Origin of the sequence: Bradyrhizobium sp. CCBAU 45394 (genome assembly GCF_028128655.1) — a bacterium.
In the GTDB taxonomy this organism is placed as follows: domain Bacteria; phylum Pseudomonadota; class Alphaproteobacteria; order Rhizobiales; family Xanthobacteraceae; genus Bradyrhizobium; species Bradyrhizobium diazoefficiens.
Genome location: NZ_LBIX01000176.1, coordinates 561,447 through 584,639, shown reverse-complemented (window position 1 = coordinate 584,639; position 23,193 = coordinate 561,447). Strand labels below are relative to the sequence as shown.

The 23,193-nt window shown below is 63.4% G+C and carries 26 protein-coding genes and 1 pseudogene; 7 read left to right on the top strand and 20 right to left on the bottom strand.

The window, feature by feature from the left end:
• Positions 1 to 4: 4 nt before the first annotated feature.
• Complete coding sequence (locus tag WN73_RS40215) at positions 5 to 2,053, bottom strand: acetoacetate--CoA ligase (protein ID WP_271557838.1); 2,049 nt, start codon at positions 2,051 to 2,053, stop codon at positions 5 to 7.
• 262 nt (positions 2,054 to 2,315) lie between these two features.
• A complete protein-coding gene (locus WN73_RS40210) occupies positions 2,316 to 2,885 on the bottom strand; it encodes a pyridoxamine 5'-phosphate oxidase family protein (protein WP_028173945.1) in 570 nt (189 codons plus the stop codon).
• 98 nt (positions 2,886 to 2,983) lie between these two features.
• Between WN73_RS40210 and WN73_RS40205 the strand changes: the two genes are divergently transcribed.
• Positions 2,984 to 3,787, top strand: a complete 804-nt coding sequence (locus WN73_RS40205; protein ID WP_271557835.1) for a helix-turn-helix transcriptional regulator — start codon at positions 2,984 to 2,986, stop codon at positions 3,785 to 3,787.
• Positions 3,788 to 3,839: 52 nt separating this feature from the next.
• Here the strand turns inward: WN73_RS40205 and WN73_RS40200 are convergent, their stop codons facing one another.
• Complete coding sequence (locus WN73_RS40200) at positions 3,840 to 4,067, bottom strand: hypothetical protein (RefSeq protein WP_271557833.1); 228 nt, start codon at positions 4,065 to 4,067, stop codon at positions 3,840 to 3,842.
• Positions 4,068 to 4,322: 255 nt separating this feature from the next.
• On the opposite strand from WN73_RS40200, the gene WN73_RS40195 reads away from it, so the two are divergent.
• From WN73_RS40195 to WN73_RS40185, 3 genes are all read left to right on the top strand, one after another.
• Positions 4,323 to 5,045, top strand: a complete 723-nt coding sequence (locus WN73_RS40195) for an outer membrane protein (protein ID WP_271557831.1) — start codon at positions 4,323 to 4,325, stop codon at positions 5,043 to 5,045.
• Between the two features lie 131 nt (positions 5,046 to 5,176).
• A complete protein-coding gene (locus tag WN73_RS40190) occupies positions 5,177 to 6,274 on the top strand; it encodes an AI-2E family transporter (RefSeq protein WP_011087439.1) in 1,098 nt (365 codons plus the stop codon).
• Between the two features lie 145 nt (positions 6,275 to 6,419).
• Positions 6,420 to 6,815, top strand: coding sequence for an NUDIX hydrolase (locus WN73_RS40185; RefSeq protein WP_028173949.1), 396 nt, complete (start codon positions 6,420 to 6,422; stop codon positions 6,813 to 6,815).
• Positions 6,816 to 6,915: 100 nt separating this feature from the next.
• Here the strand turns inward: WN73_RS40185 and WN73_RS40180 are convergent, their stop codons facing one another.
• Positions 6,916 to 7,200, bottom strand: coding sequence for a hypothetical protein (locus WN73_RS40180; RefSeq protein ID WP_271557828.1), 285 nt, complete (start codon positions 7,198 to 7,200; stop codon positions 6,916 to 6,918).
• A gap of 223 nt (positions 7,201 to 7,423) precedes the next feature.
• Positions 7,424 to 7,663: a hypothetical protein gene (locus WN73_RS40175; RefSeq protein ID WP_028173951.1), complete on the bottom strand. Its 240-nt coding sequence runs from the start codon at positions 7,661 to 7,663 to the stop codon at positions 7,424 to 7,426.
• Between the two features lie 578 nt (positions 7,664 to 8,241).
• Between WN73_RS40175 and WN73_RS40170 the strand changes: the two genes are divergently transcribed.
• The gene (locus tag WN73_RS40170; RefSeq protein ID WP_039185169.1) at positions 8,242 to 11,346 is read left to right on the top strand and encodes a DEAD/DEAH box helicase; all 3,105 of its coding nucleotides are present in this window, start codon (positions 8,242 to 8,244) and stop codon (positions 11,344 to 11,346) included.
• A gap of 63 nt (positions 11,347 to 11,409) precedes the next feature.
• Here the strand turns inward: WN73_RS40170 and WN73_RS40165 are convergent, their stop codons facing one another.
• Positions 11,410 to 11,652, bottom strand: coding sequence for a hypothetical protein (locus WN73_RS40165; protein WP_011087435.1), 243 nt, complete (start codon positions 11,650 to 11,652; stop codon positions 11,410 to 11,412).
• Between the two features lie 701 nt (positions 11,653 to 12,353).
• On the bottom strand, positions 12,354 to 12,524 hold the full coding sequence (locus WN73_RS40160; RefSeq protein WP_165448161.1) for a hypothetical protein: 171 nt from the start codon (positions 12,522 to 12,524) through the stop codon (positions 12,354 to 12,356).
• A gap of 271 nt (positions 12,525 to 12,795) precedes the next feature.
• Here WN73_RS40160 and WN73_RS40155 point away from each other — a divergent pair, with 271 nt between their 5' ends.
• Complete coding sequence (locus WN73_RS40155; protein ID WP_028173954.1) at positions 12,796 to 13,464, top strand: hypothetical protein; 669 nt, start codon at positions 12,796 to 12,798, stop codon at positions 13,462 to 13,464.
• A 333-nt stretch (positions 13,465 to 13,797) separates the two neighbouring features.
• Here WN73_RS40155 and WN73_RS40150 read toward each other — a convergent pair whose 3' ends face one another.
• Together WN73_RS40150 and WN73_RS40145 are read right to left on the bottom strand one after the other, a co-directional pair.
• Entirely contained in the window at positions 13,798 to 14,010 is a 213-nt protein-coding gene (locus WN73_RS40150) for a hypothetical protein (protein ID WP_028173955.1), read from the bottom strand.
• A gap of 726 nt (positions 14,011 to 14,736) precedes the next feature.
• A pseudogene (locus tag WN73_RS40145) lies at positions 14,737 to 14,982 on the bottom strand (hypothetical protein); the annotation flags it as partial.
• Between the two features lie 407 nt (positions 14,983 to 15,389).
• On the opposite strand from WN73_RS40145, the gene WN73_RS40140 reads away from it, so the two are divergent.
• Positions 15,390 to 15,800 (top strand): hypothetical protein, encoded by a 411-nt coding sequence (locus WN73_RS40140; RefSeq protein WP_271557824.1) that lies wholly within the window; start codon positions 15,390 to 15,392, stop codon positions 15,798 to 15,800.
• Between the two features lie 310 nt (positions 15,801 to 16,110).
• On the opposite strand, the gene WN73_RS40135 is transcribed toward WN73_RS40140, so the two are convergent.
• The 11 genes from WN73_RS40135 to WN73_RS40085 form a co-directional block, all read right to left on the bottom strand.
• On the bottom strand, positions 16,111 to 16,434 hold the full coding sequence (locus tag WN73_RS40135; protein WP_271557822.1) for a hypothetical protein: 324 nt from the start codon (positions 16,432 to 16,434) through the stop codon (positions 16,111 to 16,113).
• 4 nt (positions 16,435 to 16,438) lie between these two features.
• Positions 16,439 to 17,677 carry an integrase gene (locus tag WN73_RS40130; RefSeq protein ID WP_271557820.1) on the bottom strand — a complete coding sequence of 413 codons (1,239 nt, stop codon included), beginning with the start codon at positions 17,675 to 17,677 and terminating at the stop codon, positions 16,439 to 16,441.
• The gene (locus WN73_RS40125; protein WP_271557818.1) at positions 17,670 to 17,987 is read right to left on the bottom strand and encodes a hypothetical protein; all 318 of its coding nucleotides are present in this window, start codon (positions 17,985 to 17,987) and stop codon (positions 17,670 to 17,672) included. Before WN73_RS40125 ends, WN73_RS40130 begins: the two co-directional genes overlap by 8 nt.
• A 201-nt stretch (positions 17,988 to 18,188) precedes the next feature.
• Positions 18,189 to 20,429, bottom strand: a complete 2,241-nt coding sequence (locus WN73_RS40120; RefSeq protein ID WP_271557817.1) for an AAA family ATPase — start codon at positions 20,427 to 20,429, stop codon at positions 18,189 to 18,191.
• On the bottom strand, positions 20,430 to 20,630 hold the full coding sequence (locus tag WN73_RS40115; protein WP_271557815.1) for a hypothetical protein: 201 nt from the start codon (positions 20,628 to 20,630) through the stop codon (positions 20,430 to 20,432).
• Positions 20,627 to 20,959, bottom strand: a complete 333-nt coding sequence (locus WN73_RS40110; RefSeq protein WP_271557813.1) for a hypothetical protein — start codon at positions 20,957 to 20,959, stop codon at positions 20,627 to 20,629. The genes WN73_RS40115 and WN73_RS40110 overlap by 4 nt, the downstream gene beginning before the upstream one ends.
• Positions 20,956 to 21,210: a hypothetical protein gene (locus WN73_RS40105; protein ID WP_271557811.1), complete on the bottom strand. Its 255-nt coding sequence runs from the start codon at positions 21,208 to 21,210 to the stop codon at positions 20,956 to 20,958. Before WN73_RS40105 ends, WN73_RS40110 begins: the two co-directional genes overlap by 4 nt.
• A complete protein-coding gene (locus WN73_RS40100; protein WP_271557810.1) occupies positions 21,207 to 21,473 on the bottom strand; it encodes a hypothetical protein in 267 nt (88 codons plus the stop codon). The genes WN73_RS40105 and WN73_RS40100 overlap by 4 nt, the downstream gene beginning before the upstream one ends.
• Before the next feature lie 193 nt (positions 21,474 to 21,666).
• Complete coding sequence (locus WN73_RS40095; RefSeq protein WP_271557809.1) at positions 21,667 to 21,909, bottom strand: helix-turn-helix domain-containing protein; 243 nt, start codon at positions 21,907 to 21,909, stop codon at positions 21,667 to 21,669.
• A gap of 129 nt (positions 21,910 to 22,038) precedes the next feature.
• Positions 22,039 to 22,884, bottom strand: coding sequence for a hypothetical protein (locus WN73_RS40090; protein WP_271557807.1), 846 nt, complete (start codon positions 22,882 to 22,884; stop codon positions 22,039 to 22,041).
• 90 nt (positions 22,885 to 22,974) lie between these two features.
• A complete protein-coding gene (locus WN73_RS40085; RefSeq protein ID WP_271557805.1) occupies positions 22,975 to 23,190 on the bottom strand; it encodes a ribbon-helix-helix domain-containing protein in 216 nt (71 codons plus the stop codon).
• Between the last annotated feature and the right edge of the window lie 3 nt (positions 23,191 to 23,193).

Genomic DNA, 23,193 nt, shown 5'->3' with positions numbered 1-23,193 from the left:
GCAGCTACGCAGCGCTTCGCGCCAGGTAGTCGCGCGCGAAGGCGAGATACCAGTCGAGGCAGCCAGGGTTGGCCATCGCCTCCTTGTTGATGACCTTCTCGACGGGCTGGCCGAGCAGCAGCTTCTTGATCGGCAGCTCCTGCTTCTTGCCCGACAGCGTGCGCGGGATCTCGGCGACGGCGAAGATCTCGTTCGGCAGGAAGCGCCGGGAGAGACCGGCCTCGATCGCCTTGTTGATCTTCTCCTGCATCGCGGCGTCGAGCGCGACGCCTTCGCGAAGCACCACGAACAGCGGCATGTAGCTGTCGCGGCCGAGATATTCGAGGTCGACGACGAGGGAGTCCAGCACCTCCGGCAAGGCTTCGATCGCGGAATAGAGTTCGCTCGTGCCCATGCGCAGGCCGTGCCGGTTGATGGTGGCATCGCTGCGGCCGTAGATGATGCAGGAGCCGTCCGGATTGATCTTGAGCCAGTCGCCGTGCCGCCACACGGGGCCGCGGCCGCTGCCGTCGAAATTGTCCGGATAGGTCTCGAAATAGCTGGAGCGGTAACGCACGCCGTCCTTGTCGTTCCAGAAGTAGAGCGGCATCGACGGCATCGGCTCGGTGCAGACGAGCTCGCCGACCTCGTCCGTGACGGCGCGGCCCTGTTCGCTGAAGGCTTCGACGGCGGCGCCGAGCAGGCGACACTGCATCGCGCCGGGCGTTTGTGGCAATTCGCGGTTGCCGCCGATGAAGGCGCCGGCGAAATCGGTGCCGCCGGAAATGTTCGCCCACCAGATGTCGGCCTGCGCCTTGCTGCCATTGGTCTTCGACAGTGCGGCGAAGCGGTCGTTGAACCAGGCTTGCGTGTCGGCGCTGAGCGGCGATCCGGTCGAGCCGAGGCAGCGCAGCCGCGACAGATCGCCCGCGGCGGCAAGATCGATTTCGGCCTTGGCGCAGTTGGCGAAGAACGCCGCGCCCGCGCCGAAGAAGGTCGCTTTCGATTGCGCCACGAAGCGCCACAGCGTGGTCCAGTCCGGCTTGTCCTTGGCGCCGCCGGGGCTGCCGTCGAAGATGCAGCAGGTGGCGCCGCCGAGCAGGCCGCCGACTTGCGAATTCCACATGATCCAGCCGGTCGAAGAGTACCAGTGATAGCGCTCGCCGAAAGAATTTTGGTGATAGGAGCAGCCGATGTCGTTGTGCAGGCCGAGCAGCGCCAGCACCACGATGACGATGCCGCCATGGCCGTGCACGATCGGCTTGGGCAGGCCGGTGGTGCCGCTGGAATAGACGATCCAGAGCGGATGATCGAACGGCAGCCAGGCCGGCTCGAACGTGTCAATCGCGGCGCTTGTCCTGGCGACAATATCGGAGAGCAGGGCATCCGGCGCGGCAGGCGCACCGGCCTCGCTGTGCAGGATGACATGCGCGACCGTGGGCAGCGATCGCCGCAGTTCGGCGACGACGTCGCGCCGGTCGTGCCGCCGGCCGGCATAGGTGACGGCGTCGCAGGCGATCAGCACTTTGGGTTCGATCTGCTTGAAGCGGTCGATCACGGCGGGCGCGGCCATGTCGGGTGCGCAGACGCTCCAGACCGCGCCGATGCTGGCGGTCGCGAGGAACGCGATGATGGTCTCGGGAATGTTGGGCAGATAGGCCGCGACGCGGTCGCCGGGCTTGATACCGTTATCCTTCAGATGCAGCGCGAGCGCGGCCGCCTTGCGCCGCAGCTCCGGCCAGCTCGTTTCCCTCAGCTTGCCGTCCTCGCCGCCGCTGACGATCGCGGGCAGGCCGGCGGCGTCGGCGGCTTCGACATGCCGGAATACCTGACGCGCGTAGTTCACCTGCGCGCCTGGAAACCAGACCGCGCCGGGCATCTTGCGCTCGGTGATCACGGCAGCGAACGGCGTCGGCGATTGCAGATCATAATAGTCCCAGATGCTGCGCCAGAAGCCGTCGAGATCGCGCACCGACCATTGCCGCATGTCTTCGTAGCTGCCGAAGGTGAGGCCGCGCTGCTCGGCGAGCCAGTTGCGATAGAGGGCGATCTGGGGAACGAAAGGTGCGGTCATTGCGTGGCGGCTTCAGTTGCGGGGAAGGGGAGTTTAAGCCGTGTCGCAGCTGAGCAGAAGCCGCTGTTCTGGCAGGCGGCCTTGACCGGGGTAATGGGCCCGGCCTTCGCCAGGGCGACGTGGCAGAGATCGCAACCATGCTTCAACAGACTCGTCATTGCGAGCGCAGCGAAACAATCCAGGCTGTCACGCGCGGAACGATTCTGGATTGCTTCGCTGCGCTCGCAATGACGGAGGTGTGGGGGAACGCAATCTTGGTCTGTCAGCGTGGCGGAGCCATGCTGTCGGGGGCAAAGTCGGTCGGCAGGCCGTCGATGCTCTTCATGTTCTTCAGGCCCCAGTATTTTCGCAGATTGTTGACGCCCTGCGCCGTCCAGTAGCGCACGAGGTTGCCACGCTCTTGCTTGTAGTCGAACAGCGGCACGCCCAGACCGCACGACGTCTGCACGAGGTCAATCGAGAGGCGTACGATTTGGCGGGCGCCTGCAACTTCCTCGAACTTCGGAACGAGATCGGCGTACTCCGGCGTGCCGCGCATCAGCGATCGACCCTGACCATAGAGCCGCAGGATCATCGGATCGCCATCGAAGGCGCAAAACATGATGGTTAGCCGCTTGTCGTTCGAGGCGACCAAGTGCGCGCGGGTCTCGCTGCCGCTGCCAGTGCAATCGAGGTAGGCGACGTCAGTTTCTCCGAGCACCCGGAATGAGGACAGGCCCTTGGGCGAGACGTTGATGCGTCCCTTCGGCGGGGCGCTGGCGACGAAGAAGATCTTCTGCCGCTCGATGAAAGCCCTGTGCTCTGGCTCGATCCTTGCGAATTGCTTGCCCATTCCCGTCCGTCCTTTGCGTAGCGACGAAGCCGAGGCCGAAACTAACATGTCGAATGTACCGGTTTAAGGATGCACTTTATCCTGGTATAAAGACCACCATGAAAGGACAGGATCCGATCGCTCCGGCACTCTCGCTCAGCGCGTTCTTGCGGGCGCTCCGGGAGCGCCAGTCTCCGGCGGAATTCGGTCTCGCCGCCGGACCACGACGGCGCACGCCCGGCCTCCGGCGCGAGGAGGTCGCTCAGCTCTGCGGATTGAGCGCCACCTGGTACACATGGATCGAGCAGGGGCGCGATGTGTCCGTCTCTGCTTCGACACTTGCGCGCCTCGCACGCGGATTGCGACTGTCACGAGCCGAGCGCGGCTATCTGTTCGAGCTCGCGGGCAAGCGCGATCCCGAACGGCCGGGCAACAGGGATGATCCACCTGAGGGGGTACTGGCCTGCGTCGATGCGATCGATGGTCCCGCCTACATCCTCGATCGCACATGGAGCGCGCGCCGTTGGAACGCGAAAGCGTCCCGACTGTTTGCGGGATGGCTCGATGCTAACGGCGAAAAAAACCTTCTGCGCTACATCTTCCTCCGGCCTGAGGCGCGAACTCTGATCCTGGACTGGACGTCCCGTGCGCATCGCGTCGTCGCAGAGTTCCGCGCCGCGGTGATGGGCAACGCCGACGATCCGGATATTCGCCGGCTCGTAGACGAACTGAGAATTGGAAGCTCGGACTTCGAGCGCTGCTGGGAGACGCAGGGGGTTTTGGCACGCGAAGGGGGCGAACGTGCGTTCGATCATCCGACCATGGGACTGCTGCGCTATCAGCAGGTGTCGCTGTCTCTTGCGGGCTGGCCCGACTATCGACTGACGATGCTTCTCTCTGCGCCAACCATACGCAATCGATGACCGGTATCGCGGCCAAACCCGCCGCGCGGCCCGCTCGCTCGTCAGCGTCCGTCTACCAACCTACGCCCGCCCAGCGCCGGCCGAATACCGGCGGCTTCGACTTCACGGCTTGCCAGCCGAAGAAGTGATGCTTGCCGGACCATGCGTGCACCACGCCGCTGCAGATTTTGCATTTGAAGCTGCCGGAATGCGCTTCGCTGTGCTCTTCCCTGGTCGCGGTGTAGTTCATGCTGCAACCGGTGCAGGTGAATTCTTCGATCGTCCAGATGCTGTTGGCCATTTGCACGGAATGTTTTCTTGGGACCTCGGTGCACGGTAGGAGCGGGTCTTTGCATCGGCGTAAACTGGGGCAACGAAATCCGGTTAATCGCCGTTAGCCAAACCGGGCTCCGCTCCGAGCCAGTGCAGGATGTTCCGGGTGTTCGGAGCGCCGGTCAGTCCAAATCGCGCCGCCGACAGGTCCAAGCGCGCGCCTGGTCCGGCAGCTAGATTTCACCCAGTCGCCTCGGTCGGGAGGCGCGCAAGCGGGGGTGAGATGATGGGGACAAAGCTCGTTTTGACGGCCGCGCTGCTGTCGCTGGCAACGCCGGCATTCGCTGCGGATATCATCGCGCCTGCGCCGGTGAAGGCGCCGGTGCGGGCTGCGATCTTCACCTGGACCGGCTTCTATATCGGCGCCCACGGCGGCGGCGCCTGGAGCAAGTGGACAGGCATCGACCCGACCGATCCGACCGCGGTCTGGACCTCCGTCACCGCCAGCGGCGGCATCGTCGGCGGCCAGATCGGCGGCAACTACCAGATCGGCAATGTCGTGGTGGGCCTCGAGGGCACGGGCGCCTGGTCCAGCGTCACGCTGAACGCCGGCGGTCCGTTCGGCGGCGGCGCCGGCTTCACCTTGTCGCTCAAGAACGACTACATCGCCACGGTCGCCGGCCGGTTCGGCGTCGCCTTCGACCGCGTGCTGCTCTACGCCAAGGGCGGTGCGGCCTTCACCCGCGACAAGTACAATGCCAATAATGGCCTTGCCGGCGCGCTCGCCGGTTCTGCCTCGGGCAGCTTCAACCGCACCGGCTGGCTCGCCGGCGGCGGCGTCGAATGGATGTTCATGCCGAACTGGTCGGTGAGGGCCGAGTACAACTACATGGGCTTCGCCGCGATCACCGAGCAGCCGGTGACATCAGGCAACCTGGCGGCCACGCCGGCCAATGTGAAGCTGAACATCCAGACCGGAACGGTCGGCGTGAACTACCACTTCTAGCCGCAGGATCAGCCCTCGGTCCGGTCAAGCCGGAGCGGGAGCCCGCCTCGTCTTGACGCCGGATGCGGGGCTGGCAATAACGGCTTGCCCGTGCATGTGCCGGAACCAGCGTCGATGCCGCAAAGAAAGTCGTGCCCGTGAAAAGCCTCCGTCAGCTCCTGACGGGAGAGGACATCATCCAGCTCGTGATCCGGCTCGGCCTGCTCGCCCTGCTGATCATCTGGACCTTCCTGATCATCCGCCCGTTCGTGCCGATCCTGGCCTGGAGCGGCGTGCTCGCGGTCGCGTTCTATCCGGCCTTCAGCTGGGTCGCCAAGATCCTCGGCGGTCGGCCCAAGACCGCCGCAGCGATCCTCACCTTGATCACGCTCGGCATCGTCATCGGCCCTGCAACCTGGCTCGGTATCAGCGCGGTGGACGGCGTGCGCGAGCTGGCGCACCAACTCGGCACCGGCGATCTCGCGCTCCAGTCGGCGCCGGAGCAGCTCAAGTCGTGGCCGCTCGTCGGCCCGTGGCTCTACGACCTCTGGGACCAGGCCTACACCAACATCCGCGCGGTGTTGCGCGAAGTGGCGCCCTATCTCCAGCCGCTGGCAGGACCGCTGCTGTCGTTCGCGGGCGATGCCGGCGTCGGCACGCTCCAGTTTCTGGTCTCGGTGTTCGTCGCGGGCTTCCTGTTCCCGCATGGGCCGAGGCTGGTCGCGGCCAGCCGCGGCTTCCTGTTTCGCATCGTGCCCGAGCAGAGCGAGCATTTCCTGGGGCTTGCCGGCGCGACCATCCGCGCCGTGGCGCAAGGGGTGATCGGCGTCGCGATCGTGCAGGCACTGCTCGCCGGCATCGGCTTCAAGCTCGCAGCCGTTCCGAGCGCCGGCCTTCTCGCCTTCATCGTGCTGCTGCTCTCGATCGTGCAGATCGGCGCCTTCCTCGTGCTGCTGCCGGTGATCATCTGGATCTGGACCGCCAAGGACGTCACCACGGCGCTGCTGCTCACGGTGTTTCTCGTCCTGGTCGGTTTCATCGACACCATGTTGAAGCCGCTCGTGATGGGGCGCGGCCTGACCACGCCGACCATCGTGATCTTCGTCGGCGTGATCGGCGGCACGCTCGCCCATGGTATCGTCGGCCTGTTCATCGGGCCGATCATCCTGTCGGTGGCCTGGGAGATGATGATGGCCTGGATCAGGACGGAGGACCGGGCGGGGGCGGGCGCGAAGGCGAGCGAAGGCTGATCTTGCGTCCTCGAACGGCGCGATCTGAACGCCGTGTCGCAGCTGGCCTGAAGGCCCGCGGCCTGTGATCAAGGCGCGTCCCGAACTTGTCTATCCGACTAGACAAGTTACGATTGGGACGATTCTATTTTCGATTACGGCAGCAATGGCGAAGTCTTCCAAGCTGGTTGCCGCCAAGCGCGGCAAGGTATTGTTGGTCAGACGCCGGTCGGACGGCCTGTGGATGTTCCCGGGCGGCCGCAAGCGCGCGCGCGAGTCCGAGAAGGACTGCCTGCGGCGCGAGATCAAGGAGGAGCTGCCCAAGCTGAAGCTCGGCCGGATCAGCCTCTGGAAGGAAGTGAAGGCCAGGAACAAGCGCTCCGGTCGCAAGATGAGCGATGCGATCTTCATCGCCAAGGGCGCCAAGGGCAGGCTCGCGATCGGCGACAAGAAGGAGATCGACCGCGCCGCCTGGCAGAAGCCGCGCGGCATCCGCCTGACCCCGACCTCGCGCTATATCCGCGACCGCCTGTTTCCGAGGAAGCCGCGGCGGCGCGGCTGAGTTCGCGTTCTCGCGAAGTGGATACCGGTTGGCGTCAAGACAATGCGTCAAAATAGGAATCCAGGGCCCCGTTCCGATTCTATCGGAACGGACAACGGCTCTAGTCTTCCCGATCCACCGAACGGTCCCGCCCGGCGAATGACCTCGAGCGCGCCGCGCGCGGCTCCGGCGCGACGCGCCTTACCGCCTCGGCCTCGCGCTGCTCCTTGCGCGCCTTGCGCGCGTTGCGCATCGCGCGCTTGACGAAGGGGTGCTGCGAATCCTCGGCGAAGAACAGCACCACCTCGCAACTCGGACATTGCCTGGAATAGCCGTCCTGCAACCGTCCGGCGCGATCGCGGAACACGGACTTGCAGCGCGTGCACTGAATCTGGACGAAACTCATGCGCGACCGACAATGACCGATGGGAATGGATCGTCAGGTGATCCCAAATGTCTGAAGAAAGCCTGAAGGCCTTGGTGAATTCACCGGAGGTCTTGTCGCAGCCGATGTCGTGCGCACGACGGCGATGCTCGCAAGATGCGGCCGGGCGTCATCGGCCCGCCGCGACTGGCGGCAGGCAGAGGTCGTCAACAGGCTCAGGTCGTTAGAGCTGCCCGACCAGCCGCTATTGCCTGGCTGCGAGCGTGTCGAGGCAATGGTTCAGATACGCGGTGCGATCCCTGGGCAGCACCTTGTCGAGATCGGCCTTCAGCGCGCATTCACGCTGCCGCAACTGCTCGGCCCGGCGCTTCTCGGCTGCCTCGCGGAATTCGGGAGCAACCTTGTTGGGATCGACCAGCGGCTGCGAGCGGGCAGGGGACGCCGCAAGGAGTGCAATGGCGGCGACGAAAATGAATGGTTTCAAATGAGCCTCCGTAAAAGAAGGCATCCTAGCCCGCGGCGCGCGCAGGCTCAAACCGGAGGTGCGGTACCCCGTTCCGGCATGATCGGGCCGCGCCAACAACCAACAGCGCGTGTGAACCAGTTCACAAGCACGCGACACATTCGCTGCTATGAAAGCGTATTGCTTGACCATTTCATTTTGAACGAAACGCCCCAGCGTCCAAGCGCTGGGGTTTTTCGTGCTGGACATGCGAGCAGCGCGTCCTCGATCGCAGCAGCCCGTGCATCCAGAGAAGCAGGTCCCACGCCGCGTTGAATGCTTCGGAAGCGGCGAGTTCCGATCCACAGCCAAAGATTTCGGGAGCGCGATGGCGCTCCGAACGTTGCCACGAGGCGTGCGTTGGCAGGGCAAATCCCATATGGATGGCGGCGAACCGCCGAATCGACAATGAGGCGGCTCGTGTTCGGTGGGTGACAGTTTACGACCAGAGACGGATTCAAGTGAGGCTTTCCAAAAAGGCGAAGGCGACCAAGACATCGCCAAAGAAGGGCAAAGGATCGCAGCGCGCCACGATCTCGTCTTCATCGCCCCTCGGTTCGATGGCTCTGCATCTGCTTGCACAATGGAAGCAGTCCGGACGCAGCGGCATCGTTTTTCTCGCCGAGAGCGAGAACAGGGCGGAGCGGCTCGGTAGCGTCATTCACGCGCTCGATCCCGCCTGCGAGGTCCTGGTGTTTCCGCGATTGAACACTTTGCCGTTCGATCAGCTCGAGCCGTCGCACGAACTGGCAGGGCGCAGAGCCTCGGTGCTGCGACGCCTCGCGAAATCCAGGAAGCCGCTCTTTCTGGTCTCGACGGCGGAAGCCGTGATGGAGCGCCTGCCGCCGCCTGCGAGCCTGTCGCGCCTGAGCGTGAGCCTGAAGGTGGGCGGCGCGTTTTCCGAGCGGGACCTGCGCGGGCGCCTCGAAGAGCTGGGATACGATCTCGAGGACGAGCCGGATTATCCGGGCGGAGCCCTGTTTCACGGACAGACCTTCGAGATATTTCCCGCGGGCGCGCTGGGGCCGTTCCGGATCGAGCATTCAGGCCGCGCCATCAGCCGGATCGTGGCGTTCGATCCGAAAGAGCACGACATCATCTTCGAGACCAGCGAGCTTCTGGTCGATCCCATGTCGGAGCGGCTGGCCTTCGCCGGCAAACGCGGCAAGCGCGCGACGCTGTTCGACTATTGCGGGCGCGCCAAATGGATCGCCGATGCAGGGGTCCCGTTGCATGTCGACGGCTGGCTCAGCACGATCGAGGAGGCCGCGCCTCGCGCGGAGAGAGAACGCGAATACATCGGACGGCGCGACTGGAAGCAGCTCTCCAGGGGCATGAAGGTGTTGCCGCGGACAGCGTCGTTCCAGCCCATCCCGGAGTTTTCGAAGCTGACCTCCTCCAGGAAGGCGCTGCGTGCCTTTGTCGAGGAGACGCGCCGGGCCGGCTCGCGGCTGATCCTGGTCGCGGCGCAGGAGGACGACCTGCGCGTGATGGAGCGGATGGGCGGCGTCAAGGCGCAGCGCTGCGAGGATTGGGACGAGGCTGCGCGCGGGCGGAGCGGCGAGGCGGCGCTTCTGGCCGATCTCGATGCGGGCTTCGTCGTCCCGGGGAAAAAGTCGCTCGTTGTCGTGACGGCGCCCGACGTGCTCGGCAGCCGGGCGCATCATGCGCAGCCGATGGCGCGGGCCTGGAGCGCGGCCTTCGACCATGCCGACGTGCCCGAGCAGGGCACGGTGGTCGTGCATCTCCAGCGCGGCCTTGCCGTGCTCGATGGCCTGCAGACCGTGAACACGGGCGGCGGCGCACTGCGCGAGATGATCCGCCTGGTGTTCGCAGGCGACAATGCGGTTCTCGTGCCGCCGCCCGATCTGGCGCTGATGTGGCCTTACGCAACCGAGCCCGGCAAGCTGGCGCTCGACAAGGCGGACGGCAGCTCATGGTGGGCCCGCCGCACCGAGGCCGAGCGCGAAATCCAGATCGCCGGCAAGGTGCTGGCCAAGCACATCAGCCAGCGCCGCAGGCGGCGCGCCGACAAGCTGGTTCCGCCGGGATCGGCCTATGAGAAATTCGTCGCGCGCTTTCCTTATTTCACGACGGTCGACCAGGCGAAGGCGATCCGCGACGTGCTGGAGGATCTCGCATCCGGCCATCCGATGGACCGGGTGATCTGTGGCGACGTGGGATTTGGCAAGACCGAGGTGGCGCTGCGGGCGGCTGCCGCTGTGGTGCTGTCGGGCAAGCAGGTGGCGATCGCGGTGCCGACGACGGTGCTGGCTCGGCAGCATGTCGCAACGTTCCAGAAGCGCTTCGCCCCGTTCGACATCGAGGTGGGGAACCTGTCGCGGGCGACATCCGGCGCCGAGCTGCGGGCGACCAGGGAGGGACTGCGCAGCGGCCGGATCAAGGTCGTGGTCGGAACGCAGGCGCTCGGCGGCAAGGACGTGAAGTTCGACGATCTCGGCCTCGTCATCATCGACGAGGAGCAGCATTTTGGCGCGGCGGAGAAGGCCAGGCTTTCCAGTCTCGCCAAAAATGTCCATGTGCTGATGATGAGCGCCACGCCGATCCCGCGCACGCTCGCCGCGGGCCTTGCCGGATTCCGCGACCTCAGCGTGATCGCCTCGCCGCCGGTTCACCGGCTTCCGGTCGCAACCAGGATTGCGCCGCTGTCGGATGCGGCCATTGCGTCGGCGTTGCTGCGCGAGCAGCGGCGCCATGGCCAGAGTTTTCTGATCTGTCCGCGCATCCAGGATCTGGATCCGATGCTGGCGCGGGTGCAGGCGGTGGCCGGTGATCTTCGCATCGTGTGTCTGCACGGCAGATTGGCTGCCGACGAGATCGACGACCGGATGATGAGCTTCGTCGAGGGCAGGGCCGACGTCCTGCTCGCGACCAACATCGTGGAGAGCGGCCTCGACATTCCGCGTGCGAACACCATCGTGGTCTGCTGGCCCGAAAAGTTCGGCCTTGCCCAGTTGCATCAGCTGCGCGGACGGGTCGGACGCAGCGGCATCCGCGCGTTCGCCCATCTGCTGACCGAGACGAATTCCGGGCAGTCGGAGAAGCGGCTGGCCGTGCTCGAGGAGTTCAGCCGGCCGGGCGCCGGCTTTGCCATCAGCGAGCGCGATCTCGATCTCAGAGGTGCGGGCGACCTGTTTTCGGAGCAGCAATCCGGCCATGTCCAGGTGTTCGGGCCCGTGCTCTACAGCCACCTGCTGAAAATGGCTTCGGAGAAGGTCGACGAGGAACGGGCCGCGGTGTGGGTGCCCGACCTGAACCTGCCGGTCGCGGACATGCTGCCCGAGACCTATGTGCATTCCGAGCCCGTGCGGCTCGAACTCTATGCGCGCGCCGCAAGATGCAGCAGCGAGGACGACCTCGTCGACCTCGAGGAGGAAACCTCCCGCCGCTTCGGCCCGCTGCCGAAAGTCGCGCGCGACTTCTTTGCCGCCGCGAAGCTCAGGCTCGAATGCAAGCGAAGGGGCATCATCCGGCTCGACGTCGGCCTCGGGGCGGTGGCCGCAACGTTCCTGCCCGGACGGTTGCGGAAGTCGAGAGGGAAGTCACTGCAGCGCGACGGCGATCGCGTCGTCTATCACAGCCAGATGCGCGACGCGCCGTTCGAGCGGGTTGAAGAGTTGTTCGAGGTGCTGGACGAGGGGTGAGGACGGATGCGCCGATCTGGCGCCGTCTTCATCCAGCCGGGTCAATCAGACAGGTGACATCAGTCACTTCGAGGCGTGGTCGATCTTGTGCCCCAAATGCCCGGTGTCGTGATCGCGGCGCAACTGGCTCAGCGACGTCTCGTTCAGCTGAGCCAGGACCTCGCTGAGCTGGGTCGCATCGGGGTAGCCGGCCGCAAAACCCTTTCCGTAGATCTTGCGCAACGTGCCAACCAGCGTGTTGCCGTGCTTCTTGCTGATCCCGCCATCCTTGTCCCGATGGCGGCCATCCAGGCCCGATTCCTTCATGTGTCTCTCCCTGTGTGGCGTCTTGAGCGCCTGGAGAGAGCGTGCTCCCAAATGAGTTGATTGGCAACGGCGCGGCGCGCGGGCGTTGAGCGGCGGTTCGTGCCACCGCAAGGGCGTTGCGCTCGCGTATCTATCGCTTAGCTGTGATGCCGCGTCAGATTGCGGCGGGACGGTTGGCGCATCACATCAGCCCGAGCGGGTTACTCGATTGGAACCGATACGATGCGCTCTGTTCTGGCCATGGGTCTGTTGATCGTCCTGTGCACCGCCGCAAACGCGGCGACGGCGCAACGCTCCCGCGCACATCATCCGCGCTCTCCCGCGGTCGATCGTTCCGGCGCGGACGTGAATCCGCGGGCGCGCTTCGCGGTCCCCGGCTGGAGCGATGAAGCAACGCAGCGGTGGCTGAACAGCGCCTCGTCCAATGTCGGTCGAGGCGGATAGCGGATCGGTTACGTTGTCGGCCAGCGCTGGCGACCGTCGCAGATATGGAAAAATCGGCGACGTGCTGTGAACCGGCTCACAGTCGGTCTCCGAGGCCGCTGCTATGAAGGCCGCATTGCTTTACCGATTGATATTTTGAAAACGCCCCAGCGCTTCCCACCAGGCGCTGGGGTTTTCATTTGGATCACGGCAACGCCAGGAGTTCGCGAAGCGCGATCCGACGGCTGGGTGATTTCTGAAAAGGGAAGGCGGGGCGGCTACGCGGCCTGCTCCTCGAACGAGGTGTATATCCGGCCGGTTGGATCAACGATCTGAACGTCCCAGCACCCGTCCGCGACGAGCTCTCTGGCCTTCTTGAGGGCGGCCTCGAGTGACAGCCGCTTGAGGCTGACGACGCCTGCCGTGTCGAAACCGTTGATTTCAAACATGCCGCTCCCTCCTGTTTTGCTGAATCTTACACCTTTTGAGGGCGTTGTCTCGCGGCTTTGTCGCGCTTCGGAGCAGGCTGCCCCATTGCTCATTCCATCGCCTGGGCCCCGCAATCGGCCGGGGCGGCCGGGCCTGCCGGGCGGCCCGGCCGCTAACGTGAAATTAAGCCGAAAAGCCTACAATTTTAGACAGTTGTAGGTGGGTGCTGCGTAGAGGAGCCGTCGCGAGGACGTTCCGGCGTCGGCTTCCTTTTGCTCGCTCATGAGGTCAATGCAGATGACCACGACTTTGGAAGCGCAAGGCCTCGTCGAACAACTCGACCCGGCAGCGCTCGCGCTCGCAGCCGCAGCGCCCGAACCCGCCGCACCGGAAGCTCCAGTTCCGATCAAGCGCTCCAGCCGGAAATCGGTCCTGGCGCTGTCGGTGTGTGCCCTGGCCATCAACGGCTCGGCGGCCATCTATACATCGCCGGCCGATTTCTCGTCGTTGAATATCGGCAGTCTGGCCGAACTGCTTCCGCGCCGGGACGCACCCGCACCGAAACCGGATCCGGTCGTCGCCGCCTTGAAGGATATCCAGTCGGCCCAGCAGCAGCACACGGCTTCGCTGCAGGAGAACAACCAAGCATTGCAGCAAAATGCCGCCCTGCTGCAGCAGGACACAATGGTGCTGCTGTCCCTGCGCCAGAGCATCACGGACGAACGCTTCGACGTGAGGAAGATATCTTCGCAGCTGTCCACGCTGATCGCGAAGGTGGACTCGCTGCAAGGCGCAATGATGTCGGACGTCACGTCCTCCATTCGAAGAGCGAATGCTCGCTATGGACTGTCCGCGGCGATGCGCAAACGGATGGTCCGGCAGTCGAAGTCGGTGGGGCCTGTTTCGGTTGGTGGAGCGCCGCTGAGCATGCCGGCTGCAGTTGCGGCGCCGGAAAGCTGAAGATAGGTCGAACGAAACGCTTGGGACTGTGCCCGCACTGAACTGGCCCGCTGGTTCACGCTGGCGGGCCTCGGCGCTCCCGGCGCTCTGATCCGCAATTGAATCGGCAGCCGGGAGCCTTGGGGGCTGGAATGCAAGCCGTGCCACGCTCGCTCTTAAGCTGCAATCCGTGAGACGTCGAACTCCGGTAGTTGTACGGAGTCCATTTTCGGAACGGGGTGTTCTACTGTGAGAACACCGGCGAGATTTGAGTACCAGCCAATTTCTAGTTGTCCGGGAATGCCGCAGTGGGGGCTGGAACCACCCTGCGGCTTTTCCCGTTGGGCTTAGTTCCTAGCCGTCGCGGCACGGAACGCCGAAGTTGTCGCAGGTGAGAGCGAAGGTTTCTTTCGCCTTCGCATCTTCAAAGCAGAAGCGCGTGCCGACATCGGCATGATCGATCCACCAATCAAGTTTACTGTCCTTTGCAATGCGGGAGGCTTCTCCTCGCAGCAGATCCAACTGTCTTCCAGCAACGTAGACGATCAGGCAATTTTCCTTGGTCATGAATGACGTCCTTATAATTGAAGCAACGGCTCAATTTGATTCCGACTAAAAATGAAAATCGTGTGGCGTCTCCCGAGAGAAGACGATCATTGATCCCGCTTCAGCTTGCGTCGTCCCCAATGCGGTTCCTTGCCCTTGGGACTGAGCTCGGCGACGTGATGTCTGTTCAGCGGGTCCGTGTGGTTTTCGCAGACCCTCCGCCTCCGACGGAGTGCCCCTTTTGGGCAGTTCATTTCGCCACTTCACCGGCGTAAATTGAACTTGCCGACCGTGCTGGCTTTGCCCCTTCCAGCCCCAGCAAGGAAAGGCAGGCGGCCCTTCCACGCTATCAGCGAGGCGGGGTCGCTGCGTGTGGGGACGTGGAAAGGCAGCGCCACGGTTCACGCTGGCGGGCCTTCCTTGGGAAATTTACGGGTGGCTGTCCGCTGTGGGGTGGCGTTGCAAGCTTCGATAGCTTTCCGATAATACTCCGCCACCTTGAGAAGACCCTCACGCTCAAGATCGAGGGAAGCGATGGCTGCGTGCTCTCTGCAAGCGCGTTCGAGCCTGCGGAATTCCTTTAATTCCCGGTTCAACGACTGCTCCTCAGGCCCGAGGGACGCGATAAGCGGCGAGACCGGCAATGTATCCAATTGCCGAAAGTTCCCGCTTCATCAACTCGCACGCGAAATATGGCCTTTTTGCAGCGGTCTCACGTGCGTTCGAGCTCGCGAACTGCGGCGGCATGCCGCTCTCGAAATCTGGCCTGACCTCAGCTCCGCGGCGGCCGCAACCGGCACAGACGAAGCGCGGCTCGATACCAGAGAGGCGAACATCGTCAGGCCAGCGATCGGCGCTCAGAGCGATATGATGGCCGCAATGGCAATAGACGAGGACGCCGCGCAAGCCCATCTCCCGCATCTCGCCGAAGGTGATCTTGACGGGGCGGCCGTCAACGTGCGTGGGCGTGTGGCGGCGGGCAGGGCGGGGCATGCCGCCATCGAAACGCGGCGCAGGCCAGAGTCAAATTATCAATCCCTTGGGTCTCGGAACGCGCGCGAGCTACTGCGCGTCGTGGGGGCTTCGGTCCCGCGCTCACGCCGTCGGCGCTGAACTTGAACGAGCTAGGTTCGCTTGGCGATTTTTTCTTTTGCCCTTTCTGGGCGTGGCCAGCTGTCGATCATGCTTTTCAGGCCGATCCCATCGAGTTGCAACCGCTCCCCCCGACGGCGGAAATCGGGCGGCCCAGCGCTGTTCGAACCTTCGTTGAAGGTCTAGGGGGATGGTACTCATAACCCGCCTCCGTCCTCCTGCTCTGGTCCTTAACGCGTGTCGCGGTCGAAGGCTCCTTACGCGGCCCGTCCTTGTCCTGAGCGGGGCGCCGGAGTCTGATCAGCCGCATGGGGCAATATCAACACGACATCGACGAACTCGCGCGCATGGAGCGCATCTGCCTGGAATTGGCAGGGCAGGCGACCACGGCTGAGGAGCGCGCCGGCCTGCTTGTTACGGCGAACAATTACAGGGCCGAGATCTCCGACCGGGAGAGCAGCAATCGAATTGTCAGCACAGTGCCCACACGGGGCTTTTTCAATCGGTTGATGGTCTGCCGTAAGCTATTGAATTTGCTTGGTGAGCGCGCTGGGGCTCGAACCCAGGACCCCGTGATTAAAAGAAAAGTGGTCTGGAAAATTCGCCCGAAATATCAACGGCGACGGGTACAAACCCAGTGGGACCAACGCGCGATAATGGGTGCGAAAGAGGGGCCTTTGTACCCCCTTTTTGGCGGTCGGATTGGCCGCATCAGTTGATTGATTTTGATTAAATTCAAAGGCCGGCCCCGACCTCAAACGATCGGAAAAAGTGAGGCCATCTCAGCCGGCCTAACTTTGCCGGTCAACAAAGCTGTGCTGTACTTCCGTTGCACAAGGGAGGGGTAATGCGCACAGCAGATGAATGCAGAAAGCTGGCTACGCAGTATCGAAATCAGGCTGGCCAATCCGGTGTTTCGCCTCGAACGGCGACGGTGCTTAATAACATCGCCCGAAGCCTCGGCGGCCTAGCAAGTCAGTATGAATTGCTCTCAATCATTGCAGATGAGGAACGCCGCCAGCGAGCGAATTAGGCCGCCTCAGTTGGCGGCTTCGAATCCGGATTGACCGCCCGCATCTTTCGATAAGCCGCCGTCAGCTTGGTCCTAGCGCGCTTGCGGTCCTTGAGGCGGGCCGCGATCTCGCCGGCATCGTTCACTTCGATCGCGGCCATGATCTGGTTATAGACGGCGTTCCTCACGGACGTCTTGAATGTCCCTGGCGTCGCCGCGATGGCGGCCGGATACATGATTTCGATGTGGCTCACGACCTCCTTGCCGATGTCCATGGCAATCTCCTTGACCAGTTCGCGGCTCCACGGACCTTGGGTTTCGGGCAGTTTTTCAAACGACATCAGGCTACTCCTTACCAACAATCTTGACGTTGCCGAGGACGCTAGGGCGCAACTTCGCCCAACCCTCCTCGAACTGCTCCATGGCGGCTCGCGCCAGACGGAACTGCGAAACCTTCTTGCTGTAGTGGTGAACCATCGCCGGGCTCATGTTCACGATCGCGGCGACGCGGGCCTCAGAGCAGCCCACCTCCAGCAGGTTGTTGACCGAGTTTTTGCGCGTGCCATGGAAAACCCAGCGGTGCTTCCGGAAAACCTCGAACTCCGGACGATTCATTTCGCGCTGCCACGCGGTCTTGAATCCATAGTACGTCCACGGCTCCCCATCTTCGCGGAGATGCAGCATCGCGTGGTCTGATTTCTGGGCCTGGATGATGGCACGGTACTCGGAGTGGATCTGCACCGGCACCAATTCACCCGTTTTTTGGGCGACGAGAGGCATCTCTGTGACGCCTTCACGCGGCCGGCGCATCTCGATTACGTCACTGAGGCGCTGACCCGTGAAAAGGCCGCTGTAGACGGGCAAATGCAGCCCGATCCGAGCATGCTGAAAAAAATGCTCGAAAGCGGCCGGCGTCCACGGGTCGTAGGTGCCGGCGTTCTCGCTGGTCTCGGTGTGCTCGACCGGGTTGGAGGTGCCGTACCCGCGCGGTATCCCCCATGAGCAAAGGCGGCTGAGTACGGAGCGGAAAACTCGGCCCGCCGACGGCGTGTCGCGGAACGCGTCGATCGCCTTCTGCACATCTACCGGCGTGAGCTCGGCGACGGGATCCGATCCCCAGGCTTCCTCGATGTCGTCGAGGTTTCGTTCGTACTGGTCGCGCGTTGACTCGGCGAGCCCAGGGCGCGACTTGCCGTCCTCGTCGATGTTCAGTTGATAGGCTGCGCTGGCCTTAAACTCGGCGATCAGGGCCGAGAAAGTCTTCCTGACGCCCGCCAACAGCTCCTTGCCCACGGCCTCGGCGCGCTCAACTGCCCTCCAGAAGGCCTCAGAGTCCGGCTGCGGGGCAGGGAGGTCGTGGCGACGGTCCATCTCGTCGATGAACACCCAGGTCCAGCCGCCGGGCGTTTTGGTAGCCTCGAGCCGGGCGCAAAGTGCAATTTTCTTCACGAACTCAGCCGAGAGCGGATTGCTGGGAAGTTTCACCCGGGGCCAGGCGCTGTCCGTTCCGCGGTACTTCTGGAACGACAACTCCAGGCCGCCACGACGGCGCTTGGCGTGGACGTAGCGCGGCAGCTCAACCATGCCCACCCCGCTTCTTGGCCGCAAATCTGTCCCCCATGCCGCTCGATGACGCCGCCGCAGATTGCTCGGTGGCGGGGGGCGGGGTCAACCCGAACAAGGCCGCCGACCGGAGGCGGCGCCACTGGTCAATCGCTTCCAAGTCGTACATACCCGTGTCCAGATCGGCCGGCGGAAATCCTCGGGCCAGCAAGCGGGGGAGGACTGCGTTGAACTCCACCAAGGTGAGGTGAAGTCGACGAGCGGCCTTCTCCGGCGGGACGTCGCCAGGTTCGACCTTGAAGCGCACCACGGACGGGATCGGGGCGGTCATGATGACCTCCCAGCGGGCCTGCACCGGGCCTGAATTTTCAGGTCGCAGCTCTGATTGGCGGGTTCGGAATCCCCACCTGCGATTTTCACACAGACGCCACCCCACCACACCCCCACACCCCATAGCTGGGTGTGGTGGGGGTGAAGGTTGTGGACCTGATTCCTCACCGGCCACACCCCACCTGCGATGGTGGTGGGGAAACTAGTCATTGGCCGGAACCCCGACCTGAACGAAGTACCGCGGATTGCCCTTGACGTCGTTGTCTTCGACCTTCTTTAGTGCGCCGGACTTCAGCCAGACCTTGAGAAGGCCCATGATCTTGCGCTTGTTCTTGGGCTGGTCGAGGTCGAGGCCCAGAGCCTCGGCAACGGCCTTGCCGACCCAGTCCTGAGCCTGATGGTTTTCCCGGTAGGGGCGCTTGGACACGATGGCCTGGACCTGGCGAAGATGCGAGACGGTGACGTCCGACATGAGGTCGGGCCAAGCCCACGGGACCACGACGCCGACCGAGTCGCCGTAGCCACCGCTCGGGCTGTTGCCGAGGTCGATGCTCTTCAGGTGGAACCAGTCTGACGTCTCGGCCGGCGGAGCGAGGTTGGCCTTGTCAACGAAGACGCGGAAGTAGCTGCGAGGTGCATCCACGCCGGCCTTTTCGGCCTCGTCGGTCGTCATACGGTTGAGCACCCTGACGCTACGGCAGCCGTCGGTCAGCGCCTTGCCTCCGCGGGCAGACTCGGCCGTGGTCTCGGTCTCGCCCGCCGCCGATTTGCGGCTATGGTGGACGAGTTCGATGCTGCAATTCGCTCGCTGCGCCACGCGGCCCCAAGCCTTGACAATGCAGTCCATGGCCGAGTTGTCGTTCTCCGAGGCGTCATGGGACGAGACGAACGGGTCGACGACGAGATGATCGATCTGGCGGGCGAGGAGTTCGGCGACTAAGGCATCGACAACCGGCTCCAAGATCCTGGAGCCGGCGCGATCGGTGATCGTGATGACCAGTCTTTGGTCGCGGCCGCTATCGACAAACAGATGACCTTCGATGTCGCCGACGCTCAATTCAAAGTGCTGCGCCGTCGCCTGGACATGTCGGGCGATCTCCTCTTGCGGGTCCTCGAGATTCCAGAGCCAGACGCGGAGGCGAGACGTCGGCTGCACCCCGAGCAGGGCCTTCCCCGAAACCATCGACAAAGCTTCCGAAACGATCAGGCTCGATTTTCCGACACCACCGGGGGCGATCGTGGCGCTCACGAATTTCCGGATCAAATGCCGGCCGTACACAAAGTCTCGGCGCGGGATGGCGGTCGGATCGATCCAGGTGTAGGGCGTTGCCTTCAGAACAGAGGCCTTAGTGAGTGCCTCCGCGGAGGCCAGCGAACTGACTTCGGGCGAGACACGCGGCTTATACGTTTCCTCCATCTTGGATATCTGCAACAACGCGCCGATGGTGTTGCCCATCTGGAAATAGTCCGACACATCGCCTTTGTGCGGGACCTCGGTGAAGTGCACGACGCGGACTGAGGCCGCGATGGGGTAGGCGAGGGCCGCCTTCTTGGCGGCGTGGTCACGGCCAGGGGCATCGTTGTCCACCAGGACGACAACATGTCGACCGCGGATATACTCTTCGCATCCTTTGGGAAGGCCGTCTCCGACGCCGCCGAAGGTCACGGCGAGTTCGCCACGGGCCGTGACGCTTTCGGCATCCTTCTCGCCCTCCGGCCAGAACAGGAAGTCCTCGAGCCGGTCGGCATCGCTCCAATCCAGGCTGCCGAAGTACACGACTTCCTTGAAGCCTGCCGGCTTCTGAAGCTGCCAGCCGAGAACGTCGCCGTCGGAGACGCGATACCAGATCAGCGCATCGCCTGCTTTCCGCATCACCTTGATCTTGATCGGCACCGTTCCGCACTTATAGACGTGGCGGCGCTTCTCATCGCCGTAGACCTGCGGCCCCTCGGCGCCGGCGATCACGAACCGAGGCTTCCCATGGGCATTCGGCGGCGTCCTGGGCGGGAAGTTAGACGGATCACGGAGGCTTTGACCGGGGGGCAACACGCCCGCGGCCGACGTGGTCACCGCCGGCACGATGCTGGCGCGCGGACCGAGATGCAGGCGCGCGATGTTCGACGTGCGGGGCACGCCGAGCAAATCGCCAACTTCCTTTGCGGCGTCGAGCGGATCGCCGCCAAAAAGATAGCCCCAGAGGTCCATCATGTCGCCGCCAGATTCTCCGGTAGCGAAATCGGACCAGACGCCAGTAACGACGTTGACCTTGAACGAGCCCGGCCGCCCGTCATTGCGCGTCGGATTGGTGGCGACCCATTCGTTGCCGAGGCGCTTGCCGTGAGGCAACCACCTGCTGGCTAACGTCTCGATCGATCCTAGGGAAGCGGCCTTGATGGCGGCGAAATCCACGTGCCCATCGAAGCTGTTGAGTACGGCTCCCATCTACGCCGCCCTTCCGCTATCCGGCCCGATGGTGTCGGGCGACATCGTCTGTTCCACGACGGTCTCGGACGCGTCGCTGAGAGCGCGTCCGATCTCCATCAGTTCATGGCGGTGGAGCTCGGAGTTAGACGCTTCGATGAAGCGGGTGATTGCCCGGATCTGACCGATAATTGCGTGCGCGGTCGGCTGCATCGGCTTCAAGACTGTCCCTCCGACGCCGGCAGGGGCGGGCTCACGACCCAGATGCTCGCCGTCATGCCGGACGCATTCGTGCCGCGATTCACGGCCGGCCGGATCTCACCTTGACGATGCAGTTCTGCGACCCGGGGGCGGACGCTGAGGATCGATTTGTTCAGCTGCGCTGCCACCTCGTCGGCGGTGAGCCCCGCCGCCGACGCCGCGATGGTGGCGAGCACCCGCTCGCGCAAGCTCCGGGCGGTCGCGGCCATCATGGTCGCGGCGTCCTCGGAGGGGCCATGCGCTTTGAAGCCCGGTGCGTCGGGGTAGCCGATGTCTGACGAGGCTTTCATTCGCGCGGCCCCATTTTCACGTCGGACCAATGGGGGACATACACCGCGTTCAGTCGGTGCGCCTCCGCCTGAGCTTGGGCTTGCGCAGCGGCCAAGCTATCCACGTACGCGCCATTAATGCTGACGCCGGGGAGCCAGTGAACCCACATCCAGCCTACGGGCTTGATGTGCACGCTTCCGCCGAGCTGGATCTCGTCGTAGGTCTCCGAGAGCGTGCAGTAGCCATTCTTCTCGTCGGGACAGTAGGTCATGCCGACGCCCTCCGTGCAGCCGACGCGTCGTCGATCTCTTTCTGATGCTCCTCGACGAGACGCTGCAGATCGGCGACAAGGCGGACGAGACCGGCGAGCCGGTGGCAACCGACCTCGAGCGCCGGGCCGGCACGGCGGCGGGTTCCGTCCGCCGCCACCTTCCAGCGGCCGATGCTCACGACCTGCACACCAGCACCGCGCTCGGTGATCTCGGCCCGGAACAGTTCATGCCTGTTCAAGGGATACTCGGTTGCGGGGGTCATGACGGCCTCCGCGTGTAAGCCATCCGGGCGATGGTCAGCGCCATGTCCAACGATATGGGATAGTGGCGACGCAGCAGCATCGCTTGCCGGAGCGCCAGCGCTTCGGTATCGTCTTCGTACTGACCGACCTGAATATTGCGACCCGCCCGCGTACCGGCTGCAACCGTGCGCGGGCTTCGTGCTGCAGCGATCCTCACGCAGCGATCGCCGCCAGTTTGTGCTCGATCGCCGAGAAGGCGCCGACGCCGATGGTCTTCTTGGCCCAGGCATTGAGGTCGTCGGGCGCGTAGAGCACATCGCGGCCGGCCTTGTGGAAGGCCGGGCCCGTGCCCTGGGAAGCCATCTTCGCGAGGGTCTTTGGAGAGCGCTTAAGGCCGTGCACCTTCAGGAGGTAGGCCGCCGCGTCGGGGCGGCTGAGGAAGCAAGTGGTGGTCATTTGTCACCCATGGTGAAGCCGGGTAAAGCCCGGTTTACGAGGGTGAATTTTCGATGTTTTGCTCCTTGACCTCAAAGGCTGCGAAAAACAGATTGGCCAATCTGTGGCCACCGCGTCAAACGAATAGGCCTATTTGTGTGCGCTCTTCTGCGCCAAATAGTCTCTGATGATCTCTGGCATCTTGTTTGTCAGGGTGCCGAGCGCAATTTCCTTAAATTCGTGGGGAGGTTCAACAAAAGCCTTGTTCACGGTCTCGATGATGGCCGACGCCGCGTGCTTTGCACTGTTTCGTTTTACTTCGTTAGGTTCGCCGCTCGCGAAATCAGCATAAGCGCGTGCGATTATCCCGAATTTTAAGGCGCCTTGATCCTTTCGGGCTTGCCGGCCGGCCTCAAGGCTTTGCAAAGCCTCATTGCCCTTAGCGGCGAGTTCGTGCTCGCCGTAGAGCTCCATATGAAACCAATGCCATGCCTCTGCGTAGGCATGTGCAGCGGTTTGCATTTCCTGATTTTCGTTCAGGATCATCATAAGGCGATCGGCGGACTCGATGAAGCGAGCGGCTGCCGTCTCAATCGAGAACGAACCCGTCGTCGCCTTCATCTTGTCAGCCCACAACGCGAAATGACGGGACGTTGTTTCCTGCGTGTCTTTTCCCTCGGCCTCTGCAATTTCCGCGGCCGTCTCGGTTACTTGGAAAAAATCCATTTGGCCTTTGGCTCGCAGATGGCGATTGGCAGCTCTGAAAAGCTCCCAGTAAGTGTCTGTGGGGGTGTCCGGGAATATGTGCTGCTGGGCGTAGTTCTCGAGCGGATCGTTATAGACACGGCGGATCGCACCGCGAATCCCGCGGCGCTCAAGAATGGTCTTCAGCAATGACCCTCCAGGTGGGGCGGGAAGTTCCTTGATGAGATTTTTCAAGGAGGATTCAATTTCGCCAGAGCCGATCTCATCCGGCTCGTTGTCGTCGTCAGTCATGGCACCTCCGCACGGTGCATCCGCAGGGTGACGGTACGGCAGGCTGGCGCGGACCAGCTTTTCGGGAGCTACCCTAGCCGTACCGAACTACTAAGCCTCGTCGTTGGCGCCGATGATGGTGCGCTTTCTTCCGTTTTTGGCCATGAGGTCATTCAAAGCTTCGACGATAAGACTCTGCAACGACTCGCCTTTTTCAATGCGCAACGTCTGCAGGTCGCGCCAGGAGTCCTCTGTGAGACGGGTCTGAACATATTTCATGCCGGTGCTGCTCTTGCCGCCCGATTTCGTGTTGGTCTTCTTCGCCATGGC

What these genes read in the sequence shown, in the direction of transcription:
- WN73_RS40215 (WP_271557838.1), bottom strand. Translation starts at nt 2,053, where the DNA reads ATGACCGCACCTTTCGTTCCCCAGATCGCCCTCTATCGCAACTGGCTC.
- WN73_RS40210 (WP_028173945.1), bottom strand. Translation starts at nt 2,885, where the DNA reads ATGGGCAAGCAATTCGCAAGGATCGAGCCAGAGCACAGGGCTTTCATC.
- WN73_RS40205 (WP_271557835.1), top strand. Translation starts at nt 2,984, where the DNA reads ATGAAAGGACAGGATCCGATCGCTCCGGCACTCTCGCTCAGCGCGTTC.
- WN73_RS40200 (WP_271557833.1), bottom strand. Translation starts at nt 4,067, where the DNA reads ATGGCCAACAGCATCTGGACGATCGAAGAATTCACCTGCACCGGTTGC.
- WN73_RS40195 (WP_271557831.1), top strand. Translation starts at nt 4,323, where the DNA reads ATGATGGGGACAAAGCTCGTTTTGACGGCCGCGCTGCTGTCGCTGGCA.
- WN73_RS40185 (WP_028173949.1), top strand. Translation starts at nt 6,420, where the DNA reads ATGGCGAAGTCTTCCAAGCTGGTTGCCGCCAAGCGCGGCAAGGTATTG.
- WN73_RS40180 (WP_271557828.1), bottom strand. Translation starts at nt 7,200, where the DNA reads ATGAGTTTCGTCCAGATTCAGTGCACGCGCTGCAAGTCCGTGTTCCGC.
- WN73_RS40170 (WP_039185169.1), top strand. Translation starts at nt 8,242, where the DNA reads ATGGCTCTGCATCTGCTTGCACAATGGAAGCAGTCCGGACGCAGCGGC.
- WN73_RS40165 (WP_011087435.1), bottom strand. Translation starts at nt 11,652, where the DNA reads ATGAAGGAATCGGGCCTGGATGGCCGCCATCGGGACAAGGATGGCGGG.
- WN73_RS40160 (WP_165448161.1), bottom strand. Translation starts at nt 12,524, where the DNA reads ATGTTTGAAATCAACGGTTTCGACACGGCAGGCGTCGTCAGCCTCAAG.
- WN73_RS40155 (WP_028173954.1), top strand. Translation starts at nt 12,796, where the DNA reads ATGCAGATGACCACGACTTTGGAAGCGCAAGGCCTCGTCGAACAACTC.
- WN73_RS40150 (WP_028173955.1), bottom strand. Translation starts at nt 14,010, where the DNA reads ATGACCAAGGAAAATTGCCTGATCGTCTACGTTGCTGGAAGACAGTTG.
- WN73_RS40140 (WP_271557824.1), top strand. Translation starts at nt 15,390, where the DNA reads ATGGGGCAATATCAACACGACATCGACGAACTCGCGCGCATGGAGCGC.
- WN73_RS40135 (WP_271557822.1), bottom strand. Translation starts at nt 16,434, where the DNA reads ATGTCGTTTGAAAAACTGCCCGAAACCCAAGGTCCGTGGAGCCGCGAA.
- WN73_RS40130 (WP_271557820.1), bottom strand. Translation starts at nt 17,677, where the DNA reads ATGGTTGAGCTGCCGCGCTACGTCCACGCCAAGCGCCGTCGTGGCGGC.
- WN73_RS40125 (WP_271557818.1), bottom strand. Translation starts at nt 17,987, where the DNA reads ATGACCGCCCCGATCCCGTCCGTGGTGCGCTTCAAGGTCGAACCTGGC.
- WN73_RS40120 (WP_271557817.1), bottom strand. Translation starts at nt 20,429, where the DNA reads ATGGGAGCCGTACTCAACAGCTTCGATGGGCACGTGGATTTCGCCGCC.
- WN73_RS40110 (WP_271557813.1), bottom strand. Translation starts at nt 20,959, where the DNA reads ATGAAAGCCTCGTCAGACATCGGCTACCCCGACGCACCGGGCTTCAAA.
- WN73_RS40105 (WP_271557811.1), bottom strand. Translation starts at nt 21,210, where the DNA reads ATGACCTACTGTCCCGACGAGAAGAATGGCTACTGCACGCTCTCGGAG.
- WN73_RS40100 (WP_271557810.1), bottom strand. Translation starts at nt 21,473, where the DNA reads ATGACCCCCGCAACCGAGTATCCCTTGAACAGGCATGAACTGTTCCGG.
- WN73_RS40095 (WP_271557809.1), bottom strand. Translation starts at nt 21,909, where the DNA reads ATGACCACCACTTGCTTCCTCAGCCGCCCCGACGCGGCGGCCTACCTC.
- WN73_RS40090 (WP_271557807.1), bottom strand. Translation starts at nt 22,884, where the DNA reads ATGACTGACGACGACAACGAGCCGGATGAGATCGGCTCTGGCGAAATT.
- WN73_RS40085 (WP_271557805.1), bottom strand. Translation starts at nt 23,190, where the DNA reads ATGGCGAAGAAGACCAACACGAAATCGGGCGGCAAGAGCAGCACCGGC.